The organism is Ruegeria sp. AB7, from assembly GCF_056542625.1.
The window spans coordinates 14,625-31,303 of sequence record NZ_JBQGAC010000013.1 but is presented as its reverse complement, the minus strand read 5'-3'; the positions used below and the strand labels follow the sequence as shown (position 1 = coordinate 31,303).

The 16,679-nt window shown below is 54.4% G+C and carries 12 protein-coding genes; 9 read left to right on the top strand and 3 right to left on the bottom strand.

The features are described from left to right. Nucleotides 1-81 precede the first annotated feature (81 nt). The 7 genes from ACR0EN_RS20600 (at nucleotide 82) to ACR0EN_RS20570 (ending at nucleotide 8,777) form a co-directional block, all read left to right on the top strand. On the top strand, nucleotides 82-1,305 hold the full coding sequence (locus tag ACR0EN_RS20600) for an FAD-binding oxidoreductase (protein ID WP_480588527.1): 1,224 nt from the start codon (nucleotides 82-84) through the stop codon (nucleotides 1,303-1,305). Next, on the top strand, nucleotides 1,302-2,039 hold the full coding sequence (locus ACR0EN_RS20595) for an SDR family oxidoreductase (RefSeq protein WP_170399603.1): 738 nt from the start codon (nucleotides 1,302-1,304) through the stop codon (nucleotides 2,037-2,039). The genes ACR0EN_RS20600 and ACR0EN_RS20595 overlap by 4 nt, the downstream gene beginning before the upstream one ends. Nucleotides 2,040-2,237: 198 nt before the next feature. Next, entirely contained in the window at nucleotides 2,238-3,443 is a 1,206-nt protein-coding gene (locus ACR0EN_RS20590; RefSeq protein ID WP_170819474.1) for a glycosyltransferase family 4 protein, read from the top strand. After that, a complete protein-coding gene (locus ACR0EN_RS20585) occupies nucleotides 3,440-4,414 on the top strand; it encodes a polysaccharide deacetylase family protein (protein WP_170399591.1) in 975 nt (324 codons plus the stop codon). Before ACR0EN_RS20590 ends, ACR0EN_RS20585 begins: the two co-directional genes overlap by 4 nt. A gap of 75 nt (nucleotides 4,415-4,489) precedes the next feature. Next, nucleotides 4,490-6,064 carry a hypothetical protein gene (locus tag ACR0EN_RS20580; RefSeq protein ID WP_170819472.1) on the top strand — a complete coding sequence of 525 codons (1,575 nt, stop codon included), beginning with the start codon at nucleotides 4,490-4,492 and terminating at the stop codon, nucleotides 6,062-6,064. After that, nucleotides 6,061-6,933 carry a class I SAM-dependent methyltransferase gene (locus tag ACR0EN_RS20575; RefSeq protein ID WP_170819471.1) on the top strand — a complete coding sequence of 291 codons (873 nt, stop codon included), beginning with the start codon at nucleotides 6,061-6,063 and terminating at the stop codon, nucleotides 6,931-6,933. Before ACR0EN_RS20580 ends, ACR0EN_RS20575 begins: the two co-directional genes overlap by 4 nt. A gap of 476 nt (nucleotides 6,934-7,409) precedes the next feature. Beyond that, nucleotides 7,410-8,777 carry an oligosaccharide flippase family protein gene (locus ACR0EN_RS20570; RefSeq protein ID WP_170819470.1) on the top strand — a complete coding sequence of 456 codons (1,368 nt, stop codon included), beginning with the start codon at nucleotides 7,410-7,412 and terminating at the stop codon, nucleotides 8,775-8,777. Between the two features lie 4 nt (nucleotides 8,778-8,781). Here the strand turns inward: ACR0EN_RS20570 and ACR0EN_RS20565 are convergent, their stop codons facing one another. Together ACR0EN_RS20565 and ACR0EN_RS20560 are read right to left on the bottom strand one after the other, a co-directional pair. Further along, the gene (locus ACR0EN_RS20565; protein WP_170819469.1) at nucleotides 8,782-9,747 is read right to left on the bottom strand and encodes a glycosyltransferase; all 966 of its coding nucleotides are present in this window, start codon (nucleotides 9,745-9,747) and stop codon (nucleotides 8,782-8,784) included. Further along, a complete protein-coding gene (locus ACR0EN_RS20560; RefSeq protein ID WP_170819468.1) occupies nucleotides 9,744-11,258 on the bottom strand; it encodes a hypothetical protein in 1,515 nt (504 codons plus the stop codon). The genes ACR0EN_RS20565 and ACR0EN_RS20560 overlap by 4 nt, the downstream gene beginning before the upstream one ends. A gap of 272 nt (nucleotides 11,259-11,530) precedes the next feature. Between ACR0EN_RS20560 and ACR0EN_RS20555 the strand changes: the two genes are divergently transcribed. Both ACR0EN_RS20555 and asnB read left to right on the top strand, forming a co-directional pair. Next, nucleotides 11,531-13,393, top strand: coding sequence for a PKD domain-containing protein (locus tag ACR0EN_RS20555; RefSeq protein WP_170819467.1), 1,863 nt, complete (start codon nucleotides 11,531-11,533; stop codon nucleotides 13,391-13,393). Between the two features lie 104 nt (nucleotides 13,394-13,497). Further along, nucleotides 13,498-15,453, top strand: coding sequence for an asparagine synthase (glutamine-hydrolyzing) (gene asnB, locus ACR0EN_RS20550; protein WP_170627134.1), 1,956 nt, complete (start codon nucleotides 13,498-13,500; stop codon nucleotides 15,451-15,453). Here the strand turns inward: asnB and ACR0EN_RS20545 are convergent. Next, a complete protein-coding gene (locus ACR0EN_RS20545; RefSeq protein WP_170399548.1) occupies nucleotides 15,450-16,376 on the bottom strand; it encodes a glycosyltransferase family 2 protein in 927 nt (308 codons plus the stop codon). The genes asnB and ACR0EN_RS20545 overlap by 4 nt on opposite strands. Between the last annotated feature and the right edge of the window lie 303 nt (nucleotides 16,377-16,679).

The window sequence follows — 16,679 nt, the reverse complement described above, 5'->3', positions numbered from 1 at the left end:
GGCGGTTTTCCCAAACATTATGGGGTGGCAACAGAGCCTGTGAACGAGACTGCATTGGTCGAAGCTGTCACGGCTGGAGCGGTGATCGCGCGCGGCAATGGGCGGGCCTATGGTGACAGCGCGATTGGCTTGCGCAGCACGGTCAATATGCACAGGTTCAACCACATGCTCAGCTTTGACCGGCAAAGCGGAATTCTGGTGGCTGAGGCGGGCGTTCTGCTCAGTGATATCATCCCGGCGTTTTTGCCTCATGGATGGTTCCCCCCGGTCACGCCGGGGACGAAATTTGTCACCCTCGGAGGCATGATCGCAGCGGATGTTCATGGCAAAAACCATCACAAAGATGGCAGTTTCCGCAACTTCGTGGACTGGCTGGACGTGATGGATACCGAAGGCGTCGTGCATCGCTGCAGCCGCAATGAGAAACCCGAGCTGTTCGAGTGGACAATAGGTGGCATGGGGCTCACGGGTATTATCTTGCGCGCCGGAATCCGGTTGAGAGCGGTGCCCTCTGCATGGATCCGGCAGACCGCGCAGGCCCTTCCCAATCTCGACGCCGTCATCACTGCTTTTGAAGCGGCACATGAGGCCACCTATTCGGTTGCCTGGATCGATTGCCTGCAATCTGGTGATGCCCTTGGGCGAGCCATTCTGATGCTGGGGGAGCATGCCATACCGGAAGAGTTGTCCGATGACGCGGCACGCTACCCGTTCGAAATCCCGAAAAAGATGCGGCGCAGCGTCCCCTTCGCGCCGCCCTTCAGCCCGTTAAACGGCCTCACGGTTCGGGCTTTTAACGCGCTTTATTACTGGAATGGATGCCGCAAATCCGGGACCAGCTTTCTCGATTATGACAGCTATTTCTACCCGCTCGATGCCATCCACGGCTGGAACAGGATCTATGGGAGACGCGGCTTCATGCAGTTCCAGTGCGTTCTGCCGCTGGAGACATCGCGCAAGGGACTTCACGCGCTGCTCAAGACTACCTCGCAGGAAAAAGCCGGTTCCTTTCTTGCCGTACTCAAACGGTTTGGGCCGCAGCATAGCGCCTTCTCCTTTCCCATGCTGGGTTATACACTGGCCCTCGACTTCCCCGCCACGCCTAAGATGATCGCGTTGATGTGCAAGCTGGACGAAATCACGTTGGAACATGGCGGGCGTTTTTATCTCGCCAAGGACAGCCGCATGAGCGCACAGACATTGCATGCCTCCGATCCCCGTACTGAGCAATTCCGGCAGATGCGAACGCAACTTGGTGCAGCGGAGGCATTTCAGTCACATCAATCACAAAGGCTGGATCTATGAGCAAAGGAACAGTCCTGCTTCTCGGCGCGCGCTCCGATATCGGTCGTGCAACAGCGCATCGCTTTGCCAAAGAAGGCTATGACATCCAACTTGCTGCACGCGATAGTACCGCGCTGGAAAAGACCCGGACGGATATGGCTTTGCGTCACAACGTGGAGGTAAGCCTACACGACTTTGACGTGCTGGACAGTGCCGCGCATACCGGGTTCGTCGACGCTCTGCCTGTCTTGCCGGACGTGGTGATCTGCGCCATCGGACTGATGGGGGATCAGATCGAGAATGAACGTGACATCGAGGCTGCTACCCGCGTGATGCGGAGCACCTATGAGGGCCCGGCGCACATTCTGGGTCTTCTGGCGGAACGGTTCGATGCGCGGGGTTCCGGGCAGATCGTGGGCATCAGTTCCGTGGCGGGCAATCGCGGACGGGCCAAGAATTATGTCTATGGCTCCGCCAAGGCAGGCTTTACCTCCTATCTCTCCGGCCTGCGCAACCGGATGGCCAAACGCGGGATCCACGTAATGACGGTGCTGCCAGGGTTCGTGAATACGCAGATGACCGCAGGTATGGACCTGCCCGAAAAACTGACGGCAGAACCCGAAGAGGTGGCTGATGCGATCTTCAAGGGCTTACGCAAAGGCCGGAACATCATCTACGTGCGCCGCATCTGGTTTGTAATCATGGCGATTATTGGTGCGATCCCGGAAGGCGTATTTAAGAAGATGGATATTTGATGGGTGGTGCACATCGGTTGAAACCTATCATGACATTTCGAGCTAAGACGCGCTGTATGAAATTGTCGGGCGAAGCGGCCATGTCTTTTGCCGATGTCCGCTAGGATCGGGAACGTCTGGGTTCGCAGCGATTCAATGGCTTTGGTTGACGTACAAAGCAGCTGTGCCTTTTCTGATTGCGGCAAGGAGTAATACCGAGTGCGTATCGCCTACCTGATCAATCAATACCCTGCGATCAGCCATACCTTCATCCGTCGCGAGATCCGGGCCCTGGAGGACATGGGAGTCGAGGTCGAACGTTTTGCGCTCAGGGGCTGGGACAGCGATGTTGTTGATACGCTGGACCGCGAAGAGATGGCCCGGACCCGTCACACACTGAAAGATGGAACCGCCCGGCTGATACTGGGGGCGCTTGTCTGGGGCCTGCGTCATCCGCAGGCATTCTTGCGCGGCCTGAAGTTGGCGTTTTTGATGTCGAAGGGGGCCATTCGCCCCTGGCCCTATCACCTGATCTACCTCGCCCATGCTTGCCGAATCATGACTTGGCTCGAGGGGAAGGAAGTGAGCCATTTGCATGCGCATTTCGGCTCTAATTCAGCGGAAATCGCCGCCTTAGTAGAGGCTTTGAGCGGCCCGGGCTTCAGCTTCACAACGCACGGGTCAGAAGTTTTTGATGATCCCAAACGCCATGCCCTACCGCTGAAAGTAGACCGGGCGCGGTTTGCGGTGACTTCTTGCGCATACATTGGCAGCCAGATGATGTACAATGTGCCACCCGCGCTCTGGTCAAAAGTTAATGTTGTGCATTGCGGGTTGGCGGCCACGGCCTTTGCCAACGATGCAACACCTTTGCCGGATGCGCCGATTTTCCTGAGCGTCGGACGTTTCAGCCCTGAAAAGGGACATTTACTGCTGATTGAAGCCTTTGCCGCTGTACATGCCGCTCACCCCGGGGCGCGGCTGGTGTTGGCAGGCGACGGGCCGATGCGCGCGATGCTGGAAGATCGCATTGCACAGCTGAACCTTGAGCAAGCGGTGAGGATCACCGGCTGGGTGACATCAGATCAGGTGCGTGCGGAATTGCGCGGTGCCCGTGCGTTGGTGCATCCAAGCTTTACCGAGGGCTTGCCCGTTGTGATCATGGAAGCCATGGCCGAGTACCGACCAGTCATTTCGACTTATATAGCGGGCATTCCGGAACTGGTTCAGGATGGGCAAACAGGTTGGTTGGTACCGGCCGGGCAAGTGAAGGATCTAACCATGGCGATGCTGGCCTGCGCAGACATGCCCGCTGAAAAGCTTGAGGCAATGGGTCAAGCCGGATTCGACCGGGTGCGTGCGCGCCACGATGCGTCTGTCGAAGCTGCCAAGTTGAAAGCCTTGTTCAAGGCCCTCGGGTCATGAAGGCGGTTTTGAAACGGGGAGCGCTTTGGGCGCTGACCACGCCACCAGTCTATGGGTTGCTACGTCGTCGGGCGTTTCATGGAAACCCCGTGACAATTCTGTGCTATCACACACTCCGGCCGGCCAGAGAGCAGTTGGATGCATGGACTGCGCTGTCGGTTGATGCGTTTCGTGCGCAAATCAATCTGCTGCGGCAGGACTATGATATCGTATCTCTGGACGATGCATTGGCTCCTGCCACTAGCGACCGCCGCCGTGTGGTGCTGACTTTCGATGACGGGGAATTGGGGCTCTACGAGCACCTGTTGCCGATTGTCCAAGCTGAAGCCCTGCCGGTGACTGTCTATGTTGCCACCAAACAGATCGAAACCGGCCGGGCCTTCTGGTTCGATCGTGTGATGAATGCATTGCAGAGTGCGGGCACCACAAAGATCAAACTGGATGGCATTGGATCCTGGCAGATCGGACCTGACCGCAGTAAGCTGCGTTGGGCTCAGATCGGCCCGGTATTAGAAGCTTTGAAGGCGGTAAATACCAGAGACAGAGACGCGTTAGCCGACAAAATTATCGCGCAGACAGGTCAGGAGACCAAAGGCTTCACTCCGCTTCAACCCATGAGCCTCCCACAGTTGCAGGAACTTTCGGCGGAACCTCTCGTAACCATCGGATCACACACCCACAGCCATGAATTGCTGGACCAGATATCACTTGATGACGCAGGCGCCAGCGTCGCGCGATCGCGCGATCTGCTGCAGGGCTGGACCGGGCAAGAGATCCGTCATTTCGCCTACCCCAATGGCAATTACACGCCCGACTTAATGAAAATGCTTTATGATCTGGGTTTTGTCAGCGCCACGATCCTGGAGGATAGGCATATGACGCCTGACGATCCGCAGCAGGCTCTGCCCCGGATCGGTATAGGCCGGTATGATGGGACAGCTAGATTTCGATTGCGGATGGTGGGGATGTGAGGTTTCGCGCAAATTGGGTTTGTTATAAGCAATAGCAATATTGATGACACATTTTTCAGGCAATAGCGCTAGGCCATGACTATTCTAACCGAAAAAACCACATTTCGCCTTATTGTGGCGTCTCTGATCCTGGGCACGGCCTATAGATTGTGGCCGGTTGTGGCGGGCACCCCAGCGCTGGCCCAATTCTTCATGACTGAAGACGGCTATCTGATGCTGACCATCGCCCGCAATATGGCGATCGGCCTGGGGATGTCGGTCTCAGACGGCACAACCGCGAGCAATGGTGTGCAGCCTTTGGCCACGTTCCTGTTTTCGGTTCCTTATCTGCTGACCAACGGCGACAAGGTTTTGGGATTGACTGGCGTGCACCTGATCGCGGCAGCCATATCGGTAGGTGGACTTTTTGCAGTTCGCTCATTGGCGCGAGATCTGTTGCGGGGGCAAGACGACAATCCACTTTGGCCCTGGTTCGTGGCGGCCCTTTGGTTTCTCGGGCCATTGTTGCTGTTTCATACGATGAACGGGCTGGAGACCGGACTTTACACCGCTATGATTGCGCTGACGCTCGTTCTGTTCGGCGAAGTGTTGGCAAAGGGTCCGGGAGCAACCTTTGCGGACCGAATGATCTTGGGCGCGGCCTGCGGCGTGACTTTCCTGGCCCGTAATGACGGTGCCTTCCTGGTGACTGCTATCTTCCTTGTCTGGGGCCTGCATAACCTGATCGTGCAGCGAGACAGGTTCGTTAAAGTTGTCGCCGACCTGCTTCCACCCGGTGTGCTGAGCCTGATCATTGCGGCACCGTGGCTGATCAACAACTATGTCAACTTCGGTTCCATCGTGCCTGTCAGCGGCACTGCGCAGGCTCTGAGTGGCGGCTTTGCCAAGAACGTTGATTTGTTGCCCGCTATCCTGTTTGAAAATACTTTTCCGATGTTTCCAATCCCGGCGGTATTGCAATCTATACCGGCGTTTCAAGTCATTGCGTTGCTGTTGGTGTTGCTCATCGTTGCAGTGTTTGTGATCCAAACCTGGAAACGCGGAGGTCCGGCGCGGTATGTGACCGTGGCATTCCTAATATTCGCCACCGTACTCAGCATCTATTACGGACTATATTTCGGTGCAGGCTGGTTTTTAAGTCGCTATCTGTCCCCCTTGGCGCCGTTCACGATTACCGCTGTGGTATCGGTTTTTCTGACAGTTGTCGGGGGTAAAGCCCCTGAGCAGCGTACTTCAATATCTAGTTTTGTGTGTTTGGCAGCTTTGGTGCTTTGCATAGGCCTTCTGGGCCGCGCCCTTGTACCGGGAGTGCGCGATCAGGGGCATTTTCAGGTCGTCGACTGGGTGACCACAAACGTTCCCGCCGAAACGTGGGTTGGCGCGGTGCAAACGGGGACACTGGGATACTGGCACGACCGGACGATCAATCTGGATGGCAAGGTCAATCCGGCGGCGCTTCAGGCGATCCTGACCGAGGGCCATATATTAGACTACGTACTCGAAAGTCCGATTGAGGTATTGGCCGATTGGCAGGGACTATTGACGTGGATGGCTCCTGGATATCTGGGTGTCACGGCCTTTTCCGAAAATTTTGAGGTGGTCGTGCATGATCCGGTCCTGAATCTCGGCGTTCTGGAGCGGGTCAAATGAAATTCGACGCACAAGCACTCGAAAGTATCCGCGTAGCACTTCTTGGCTCTGAGGGTGACGATCTAATCCGTTTCATGCAAAGCATGGCGCTTGGAAAAGGCACGGGGTGCCGAGAAGAAGAGTCTCAGGCAAAGGCCCGCGAGTTAGAATGGCTTAAGGCTGACGGACGCAGGACGGAACTAGGTATTTGCGCCGCAGATTCCTGTCGCGAATACCAATTCTGGATAGACCGTCACAAAGATCTGCCTTTCGAAAAAGCCGCGCCTCAGCTTGCGATCGAGCGCTTTCGCGGGCGTCGCGTGCTCGAGATTGGGTCTGGCATGGGAACGAACCTGATGTCGTTTGCGCTTCAAGGGGCTAAGGTAACGGGTGTCGAACCTGTCGAAGCCTATGTTCAAATGGGAACCATCTTCAGCGAACGCGAAGGGATAGATCCGCCAGATGTACGACAAGGCGCAGCAGAGTCCTTACCTTTTGACGATGACGAGTTTGATCTCGCTTTGTGCGTTTCGGCTCATCAATACTTTGATTTGGCGCCAGCTTTTGCCGAGATCAACCGCGTTCTGACCCCGGGTGGAGAAGCCATCATCATTGGAGGTACGCTTTGGCCTTATTTCGCGGGCACTATCGCAGAACTTCCCTCCAATCCGAGAAAACTGAAAGAGTTGGCAATCACGACGCTCAACACACTGAGCTATTCTTGGCTGGGCCAACGGGTTGTGCCAGCGCGCAGCGGGTTCTCGACGTCCCGCCCAATTTACCCTAGGCGGAGTGCACTGACGCGGATACTGCAACGTGCTGGTTTGAAAAACGCGTCTGCCCCCACGCAGATTGGAACTGAGACCTGTTTTCATGTAAAATCCGGGTAGGATACGCTGCATTGGGTCAACGCCGAAACCTCGGTTTTCCCGCTTCTCCGAGGTCGAACCGGACCTTCCCTCTTACGAATATTTCGAGTTCATCTGGCTGGATATGCTTTGGCAGACTTGTGGGATGGCTTATTGCACTTGAGTACGAGCAAGTGCGTCTGTATTGCATCATCCGATTTGGACGGAAGTTTTCAAGGGCATACCTGCAAACCTTTTGCGGATGGGAAGCGCCCCATCATAAAAACACTCCGTGTTGCGGCGGCTATCCGAAAGCGACAAAGGGGTATCTTGGTTATGGAAATTGATGCGGTTGTGGTCGATATGAATGGCACGATAATCGCTGCCCAAAAATGGGTTTATCACATGTTAATCTGGGTGCATGAAGGCTGCTCGACCTGGATCATGAAAACCAATAAGCTGGCACAGTACGTAGATTTGGATACCGTAAATAAATCCAATTACCGGATTCTCCCGTCATGAAAGCAGCACTAATTTCCGTTCTCAATGGAGATGGTTTAAAAGCGCGGGCAATCCGCGGAACAGTCCTTAGCGTCATGGGCTTTGGCAGCAGCCAGTTGATCCGGCTGGGGGCGAATCTGATACTGACTCGCATTCTTTTTCCTGAAGCCTTCGGCCTGATGGCGTTGGTGCAGGTTGTTATTGCTGGTCTCGAGATGTTTTCCGATCTGGCCATAGGCCCCTCAGTCATACGAAGTCCGCGAGGCGATGATCCCAAGTTCCTGAATACCGCGTGGACCTTACAGGTCATGCGGGGTGTTGTGATTTGGTTCGTGGCCTGCCTAATCGCGAGCTCGATTGCTAAGTTTTATGAACAGCCAGAACTTGCTCTCATTATCCCGGTGGTGGCGCTATCGTCACTTATCCAAGGATGTCAGTCGACAAAAATGTATCTCGCCAACCGACATCTAACATTGGGCCGATTGACTGTGATGGAGTTGGTGTCGCAAGTTTCTGGGACAATTTTTATGATTGCCATGGCGCTTTGGTTAAACTCAGTCTGGGCGCTCGTAATGGGTGCCCTTGTAGGGGTTCCTGTTCGGGTTGTGCTTTCACACTTGATCCTGCCAGGACCCGCGAACAAACTCGCGTGGAATCGATCCGCGTTTTGGGAAATCTTTCACTTCGGGAAATACATTTTTCTTGGAACCGTCGCGGGTTTTTTTGTGCAGCAAGGTGACCGATTAGTCCTTGGGAAATTTGTGAGTCTTGAAGATCTTGCGGTCTACACTATCGCTTTGACGCTTGCCTCTGTCCCACTTACGCTTAGCACGCAATTATTGGAGCGGATCTTGTTTCCGCTTTATCGTTCCAGACCGCCCGCCACCAATGACGCAAACCGACGGAGTATTGGACGCGCTCGAATGCTCCTGACCATAGGAACGATCGGAATGGCCGGTGTCTTGGCCATGGTTGGCGTTCTCGCCGTAACTTTTCTGTACGATCCTCGATATCACGCTGCAGGTCCAGTTCTGGTAATTCTTAGTTTAGCGATGATCCCAAGGCTGATTATCATGAGTTATGACAAGATATTGTTGGCGAATGGCAACTCGCGCGATTTCACCATTTTTACAACAATGACTGCGATAGCAAAGATTCTGGCATTGCTGCCTATGGTCAGCGCGTTTGGTCTGGTCGGCGCTGCTTTAGCTCCTGTTGTCGTTGATGTCTTTGCCTATCCGCTACTCGTGCATTTTATACGGCCCTATAGGGGGTGGTACCCCAAACAGGATCTCGCGTTTTTGGTCGCTCTCTGTGGCATTGTTTTCGCCGCTGTCTGGATGAATCCAAGCGTTTTTGACATTTTGCCTTTTGCCGGGCGATGAGAACCTATTTGTACTCAATCAACTTTGTACGGCGTCCGCGCAATCGGTCCCACCAATAACCTAGGACGCCCAGTGCTTCAGGGATCTTGCCTAAAGTTATAAACAAGGCACGGGTCGGATCCATGCTCTGCGATATCAGACGTAGTACTTGAGCGGGCCAAGCCAACAGCAATGCGAACGACCAAGGTGTCACAAAGACACCTGTCACAACAATCACGGGCAGCACCACTCCCCAGGCGAGCGCTGATCGGGTTTCCCGCACGCAATGCCGTTCCGGAGGGGCACCATGCATGGCGGCCCCTTCTCCATAGGCATAACCCGCGCGACGGTTCCTCTTCCACCATTGCGCAAACCGGGTCAGAGCCGCGTCGTGCAACGTCATTTCTTCATCGAGCCGCCAGATCGACCAGCCCGCTGCGCGTAGGCGGACACATAATTCAGGCTCTTCCCCTGCGATGAGTGCCGGATCAAAACCGCCAACAGCCGACAAGGCTTTGCTGCGCATCAGCGCATCTCCACCACAGGCTCTGGTCTGTCCCACCGGCGTATCCCACTCCTGGTCAATAAGCCGATTGTAAACCGACGCTTCGGGAAAGCGTTCACGGCGGCGACCACAGGCGACGGCCGCAGTCGGCGTTTCCGCCAGAAAGGATCGCGCGGCTTCGATCCAACTTGGTTGCAATTCGCAATCTCCGTCGATGAATTGCACAAATTGCACCGGCACCGGGTCTTTTTGCAAGATATCGAACCCGGCATTACGTGCGCGCGCCGCTGTGAAGGGTTGGCTTTGGTCCAATTCGACACATGTTGCGCCTACGGCTTTCGCGGCCTGTTGACTGCCATCAGTTGAACCGCTGTCCACATAAACAACCCTATCTGCTTGTTCAGTGGCTGAGGCCAGGCACCGCACCAATCGATCCCCTTCATTACGGCCTATGACGACGGCCCCAACTGTTGGTCGCCCTGTCATGCGCCAGCTCCTTTCCTTCCGCGACCGTTTCGGGTGATCCGATTGGTTTGCCGGGTATAGCGACTGGCAGGTTTTGGTGCCCTAGCTGATGGTTCCGGCACAGGTGCCGTTGGTCGGGTGCGGGTCAGCACATGCTTCGGCTTTGCCGCAGGCACCTGCTCTGCATCGGTCACCACACGTGCAAGCTCCAATCGACCCCATAATGCCCCCGCCAGAAGCCAGGTGATCGGCGTTGCCGTTGCGTTGGGAAGCATATCCATCACATTGGCGACCAAAACTAATGAAAGAATAGCCGTTTCAGGCCCCAATTCGAAACGTCGGGCTCTGAGAAAAAGCACGAAGGCCGGGAGGCAAAGCAGGCCAAACTCTGATAAGTATCGCACCCATCCACCTACCCCTAGTGTCGCCACCCAATACCCATCAGCAACGAGGCTGATGCCTGTGCCAGTGGCTGGGTCATAGACAAAGCTGCGACCCCAGCCGCCCCATCCAAAAAGTGGTCTCTCGCGAGCTTTTTCTAAAAGATAGTTTTCGTTGACAATCCGAAATTCTAGAGAATTAGCCCGATCGACGCTCAAGGCTGTCACCCAATCAATAATCGTGTCGACTGGTATAAGATTAGCACCACGAAACATCGGGTATAGCAGCGCAACGGCTGAAAATACCGCTGCAATCACAAAGTACATTCTGACGTTCAGAACAAACACCGCAACAATAAGGACTGTTGCAATTAAAAACGCCCCAAAAGAATTTGACAGAAACAACGTCAGCAATAACCAAATGCAAAGCAGGAGATAGATACGCCTATTTTTCTCTTTGACGTATTGGGCAAGTCCTCCGGCGGCCAAAATGCACATGGCAAAGAATATCGCCAACCATAGACCGTGTTTCACGAAAACAAGTGGGCGATAGCCACCCGCACGAACATGTTGTTCCCATGCATGCGGAAAGTATCCATAGACCATGAAATTGAGTTGCGGCGACATCCGGACTTCGTATAGAGCCAGGAGCGAATATCCCACACCGGCAACGACGAACATCTTCAGGAAAAGCCATTGTTCTTCCGGACGTGCTAAGTACTTCCGTCCGAGAAAGAGAGGCAGAAGCATCATCAAAGTCGATAGTAATGTCGAAAAAATGTCCCAGAGACGAAGCGGCGGAAAGGCAAGTGGGCCATAGAACAGTGGGTCTCGGTTTGCCAAAACTGTCAAACATGTACCCAAGGCCAGAACCACGATCAAAAGTATTGGCAAGCGACTTTGAGGGAACCAACCTGGCAGACTCGATGGTGCGGTCACTCTTGAAGCCATCAATGCAACTACAAACGCTGCTGCAGCTGGTATCGTATCTTTATTCAACGCAGGTAAACCGGGCAAATCGAGAGACAGTCCCGATGGTAGAAAAAGATACCCCCCAATGATTGCTGCTAGTAGTGCTACTGGTGGAGACCATGCACGAAAGAAGGCGATGACTACAAGCGGCCACGTATAGAGAACAATATATCCGAACATTTTGGAGCCGCTCCGCGTCCGGCATTCAAATGCAATGCCCAGTGGGTACACGAAGATTTAGACATTGTCAGCGATCCTGTCTATCGCAATGCCAGCTTATGGCTCCATTTCAGACACTGACGCAATCAAGAAGCACGCGCATTCGAATTGCTTCATATGCACCCGCGACTTAAATAGGGTTGTCTTTTTCATCAGATTTGCGTTTGCTGCCTTAGCAAGATTTTCAGGCGGATTCACCGCCCATCGAATATTCACCAGCCGAGAGTCCAAACATGTCTGAAGGTGCTACAGCTGAAATTGCCATTACACGTCGCTCCGTTTGGAAGGTGGCCCCCGATGCCCTCTTTTTCGAAGCAAATGTCGATGGGTTTGATGCGACAGCCCCTAACGCTGGCCAAATCTACGATAGTCGATTTCATGACTTATACTATTTTTGGGACTTTGATGACCTGTACAATTTCCAAGCTCCAGAGAACCTGCCTAATGAGCATTTAAACGCTGGTGTTGCCTACGGTCCTTGGGTTTCACATACTTTTCGTTCGCCGGGCAATTATCGAGTTTCGGTTCTCATCGTTGAACCGTCCTCTGGAAAAACAGCTGTCGCATCAACCGATATCGTGATCGGAGACCCCGACGCCGTATTTCCAGCTAGAAACACGATCTTTCTCAGCCCTTCCGGCAATTTTGGATATTCTCCGCCCAGAGCTCGGCGCTTTGCAACTGGCGATATAAGCAGTATTTTTAACGACAATATTCTTGGGCAAGAAGCGGCGCCTAAAAGGATCATGTTAAATAGAGGCGAGAAGTACACATTCTCGGGAATCGCACCCGGATTTAGCGGGCTTACTCCATCTTTCCAAATTGTCGCAGGAGATGGCGACGCTGATAGGCCACTTGTTTTTTGTACAGACGGAGTTTTCTGGAACGACAACAGAACAAAAGCTCAAGAACTGTCCAAAGATATGGTTTGGCAAAATTTGGTTCTTCGGTCTGGATTTGATTCAACTTCAATTTCAGGGAGAGAGTATCCCACTCTATTCACTTGGTTTGATAATCCACCGAATTTGGCGTTGTTAGATGGTTGCTCCGTTTCAGGGTTTCTGTCCGCGATTATTGTAGGCCAAACCGAGGGTGGTCACTTTGTCGTTTTGAACGACACAGTTGTCACCAACTTTGATACGGCGATTCTGGACGCCAGCTTTGAAGTGTTTGCCATCACCGGCTCCTCTATCATAGCCAATGTCGATGCTCTGATCGATTCAACCGCTAATGGAGGGTGGGGCGCTCGACTGGCGGGAAACGCTGTTGTTTCGATCATTCAGAAATCTGATTTCTTTACCCGGCAAGGGTGGTCTGGAAATGGTGAAATTATTGCGACGCAACCTTGTTTACGATTGAATGGGAGTTCCTTTGAAGGCGCCAAAATCAACTGTCAGGCGAATGTCTTTGAAGGAGGTTACAGTGTTGTGACAATGGGCCCGGGAGAAGGTCAGAAAAAACTCCCAATAAATGCGTTGTTTGAAAAGAATTACGTGGTTGGGGGATATCAAACTGCCAGTATCGTAAAATTCGATTTTGGAGGCACAACCATCCGGAACAACATTTTTGTTCTTCCGGATTCTGAGCAATCTCTTGGAACCACGAACCCTGCTGCGTTTATTGCATTGGATGGGCATAACGGCGGTTCTTCCACATCCCCTGATAACAACTCCGCCCCGATTTCTATTTTCAACAATACTTTCGTGAACCGGCTCCGACGAGACGCATATCAATGGGACGTTGCTGATAATATGGCTATATTTGGGAACTGGCAGGGGCACTTCGATAACATCACAGTTGCCAACAACGTTGTCTACCAAACTGGAACTGACAAACCAATGCTCGACGACGCTCCGCTTTCCAGTTCAGTCAATCACTTTTTTAGCTCGCGCGAGAAAGGCTATCGGTCATCTACAGCCGATTTTCGCTCTCAAACAGCTACACTAAATAAACCCGGCATGTTTGATTTTTATGCCCCCCTGTCTGGCTCTTCAGCGCTTGGAGATGCCGACGAAACACAGCCTATGGCATATGATGATTTTTTTGGCAATCAGCGGCCACAATACCCGTCTCGCGGCGCGCTGGAAGCATCATAGGAACAGATTACCCGCCGAAGAGACTGTGCACTTTCCTCACAATCTCTTACGCCGGACGCGGGCATTAAGACTAGGGAAATTTGTTAAGGTATTAAGACCACGTTATGTGCGGTATCACCGGTTTTCTCTGGCCTCCGGGTCGCCCTCAGGTACAGGACGCTCCGACCTGCGTTCAGGCGATGATGAGTGCCATTGCTCATCGCGGTCCTGACAGCCAGGGCCATTGGGTCGATGAGGAGGTAGGCGTTGCCCTGGGCCATCTGCGACTGGCCATCGTCGATCTGTCACCTGCGGGACACCAACCGATGGTGTCGTCAACCGGGCGTTACCAACTGGTCTACAATGGCGAGATCTACAACCACCGAGCCCTGCGAACCGAATTGGAAGACACAGGTAAGGCGCCGGAATGGCGCGGTACATCCGATACCGAAGTCATGCTGCGTGGCTTCGAGGTCTGGGGGGTCGAAGAAACGATCCGGCGTACCCAAGGCATGTTTGCCATCGCGCTGTGGGACCGCGAGGAGAGGAAGCTTCTGCTGGCGCGCGACCGTTTGGGGGAAAAACCGCTTTACTATGGCTGGCAGGGCACTGGAAAAGACGCACTATTCCTGTTCGGGTCAGAACTCAAAGCACTGCGCACGCATCCCGCGTTCCGCGCCGAAGTGCGCCGCGACGCGCTGGTGGCGATGCTGCGCCACGGTCATGTCCCCGAAGACCTGACGATCTATGAAGGGCTGATGAAGCTGCGTCCGGGCGAGATGGCCGAAGTCTCGCTGACAGCCCCCGGCTTCGCCCGCAAGTTTTACTGGAACGGGGGTGCCATTGCTGCCGCTCCCCGCGGCCCGGTGCCAACTGATGCTGAGGCCATCAACCAGCTTGAAGCACTCCTGCTGGATGCTGTCGGCAACGAGATGATGTCAGACGTGCCGCTTGGAGCCTTCTTGTCGGGCGGCATCGACAGTTCGACCATCGTGGCGCTGATGCAGCACCTATCAAACAAGCCGGTACATACCTTTTCCATCGGTTTCCACGAAGCCCGCTATAATGAGGCCGTATTCGCCGCCGATGTGGCGAAACATCTAGGCACGCACCACACAGAACTTTATGTAGGCGACACAGACCTGCGCGACGTGATCCCTCGATTGCCTACTATCTATGACGAACCTTTCGCCGACAGTTCTCAAATTCCGACGTTCCTAATTGCCGAACTGGCGCGCCAACACGTTACGGTGGCGCTTTCTGGCGACGGTGGAGATGAGCTTTTCGGCGGTTACGACCGCTATCAGCAAGGCGCGGCGCTGCTCAGAAAGCTGGCATTGATGCCCTCCCAATTACGTCGTCTTGGGGCGGGGGCCGTTCGCGCTCTCCCCGCAACGCTTCTGAACCAGTTGATCGAGCCCATCCGCGCAACTCCGCAAGGCAAGGAACCCAACGGTCAGCGTCTGCATCGCTTGGCCAATTATGCCGCGAGCCACAACGTAGATGAACTGCACCGCAAGATGGTATCGGTTTGGCGCTTCCCAGAGGCCGCAGTCATTGGCGGTTCCAACCCGCCTTCGATCCTGGCTGATCATCTCCCTCCGCGTGGCGATCTGGGTGTGATCGAACGGATGATGCAGTTGGATATGTTGGCCTATATGCCTGACGACATCCTGACCAAGGTCGATCGGGCGACCATGGCTGTGGCACTGGAAAGCCGCGCGCCCCTGCTCGATCATCGAGTGGCCGAGTTTGCCTGGGGGCTGCCCCTTCACATGAAGGTCCGCGGCGGCCAATCGAAATGGCTGCTCAGACAGGTGCTCCACCGATACGTCCCCCGAGAATTGATCGAGCGCCCGAAGATGGGTTTCGAAGTTCCCATCGGCCTATGGTTGCGCGGAGGGCTCAAGGACTGGGCCGCTGCCCTGCTGGCCCCCGAGCGCTTGGCCCGAGAAGGATACCTGGACCCCGTCCTGATCGGGCAGCTTTGGTCCCAACACCAAGCTGGGACCCACAATTGGGGTCATCAGCTGTGGAATGTGCTGATGTTCCAGAGCTGGCTGGAGATGTATGCGGACTAAGTTGAGCCGAGCGACCACGCCCGGGCTTTTGCGGCCTCCTGCTCTGCAATCGCCCGAGCTTTGCCTTTGAACAACGCCCGACGCTGATAGGCCCGAATGAAAGCGCGCAGCTCGGGGTCATCGAGCTGCTTTTCCCTCCGAAACCAGGCCCCCAGATAACCCCGCACTGTGGCTAACCCGCCCAGCACATATGGCCTGTCGGTCATCCGAAAGATTGCCGTCGCCAAAAAGAAAAGCGGGTCGGACCCCATGAAATACTGCCCGAACCCGTGGCGGCGGCGACCGGTATAGATTGAGGTTTGGCTCGACCCCATGGGCCTCAGATGTTCAAACCTCAGGTCGGGGTCATCCCACGAACGCGCAATCCAACCCAACTGGCGCGCCTTATGACAGTCGATGGCGTCCCACATGACCTCGCGTACGAAGCCGCCGATATCGGAGAAGCATTCACGGCGGTAGAACTTGGTCATACCGACACTCATCTCGTCACCACGGCGCTCCGAGATCAGCTTGCCATCCTGACGAATATAGGGCTTGCCCGAACAGGTGCCGAGCCGCGGGTCAGTCTCCATCCGTTCGATCAGTAATTCGAAATAGCGCGGCGGCAGGTCCAGATCGACGTCGAGCTTGCAAAGATAGGCATAATTTTCCAGCGAAACAGTGTCTAACCCTGCATAAAACGCGTCAATCACACCAGGACCAACGGCCCGATGCCCGCGGTCGGACGCGGAGACGATGCGTATCCAGTCATGCTTTGCGGCATATTCGGTAAGAATATCCATCGACCCATCGGTTGAGCCGTCATCGACGATCACCCAGAGCGACGGCGTCTCGGTTTGCGCCACCACACTGTCGAGCGTGCGCCGCATATAGGCCGCTTCGTTCCGGCATGGAGAGATTAGGACATAGGTGCGGTCAGTCATAAACAATCAGGCAGTTTGCAAAATCTTTCAGCGTTTTGTCCGGCCTATCCATAATGTGTGAGGTATATAGGTTTATTAAATCTTTTATATCTCGCCCCCGTGTTCTGATCCTTGCAGGAGACTGTAACTTTATATGGCCTTCATTACCGGCGGTCGGATACAAATACTCGCGCGCAATGGTGACCTCTCCGGCAATGAGGAACAAATTTCGCCATGTGCTGAGTAAATCGTAGCCTCGAACCAAGCTCAAGGCCATTGAAACATTTCTCCACCGCCGCGAAGGCTATGCTGTCAATCTATGTA

Bases quoted from the DNA above. Each gene is read 5' to 3' on its own strand.
- ACR0EN_RS20595 (WP_170399603.1), top strand. From the start codon at position 1,302: ATGAGCAAAGGAACAGTCCTGCTTCTCGGCGCGCGCTCCGATATCGGT.
- ACR0EN_RS20585 (WP_170399591.1), top strand. From the start codon at position 3,440: ATGAAGGCGGTTTTGAAACGGGGAGCGCTTTGGGCGCTGACCACGCCA.
- ACR0EN_RS20580 (WP_170819472.1), top strand. From the start codon at position 4,490: ATGACTATTCTAACCGAAAAAACCACATTTCGCCTTATTGTGGCGTCT.
- ACR0EN_RS20575 (WP_170819471.1), top strand. From the start codon at position 6,061: ATGAAATTCGACGCACAAGCACTCGAAAGTATCCGCGTAGCACTTCTT.
- ACR0EN_RS20570 (WP_170819470.1), top strand. From the start codon at position 7,410: ATGAAAGCAGCACTAATTTCCGTTCTCAATGGAGATGGTTTAAAAGCG.
- ACR0EN_RS20565 (WP_170819469.1), bottom strand. From the start codon at position 9,747: ATGACAGGGCGACCAACAGTTGGGGCCGTCGTCATAGGCCGTAATGAA.
- ACR0EN_RS20560 (WP_170819468.1), bottom strand. From the start codon at position 11,258: ATGTTCGGATATATTGTTCTCTATACGTGGCCGCTTGTAGTCATCGCC.
- ACR0EN_RS20555 (WP_170819467.1), top strand. From the start codon at position 11,531: ATGTCTGAAGGTGCTACAGCTGAAATTGCCATTACACGTCGCTCCGTT.
- asnB (WP_170627134.1), top strand. From the start codon at position 13,498: ATGTGCGGTATCACCGGTTTTCTCTGGCCTCCGGGTCGCCCTCAGGTA.
- ACR0EN_RS20545 (WP_170399548.1), bottom strand. From the start codon at position 16,376: ATGACTGACCGCACCTATGTCCTAATCTCTCCATGCCGGAACGAAGCG.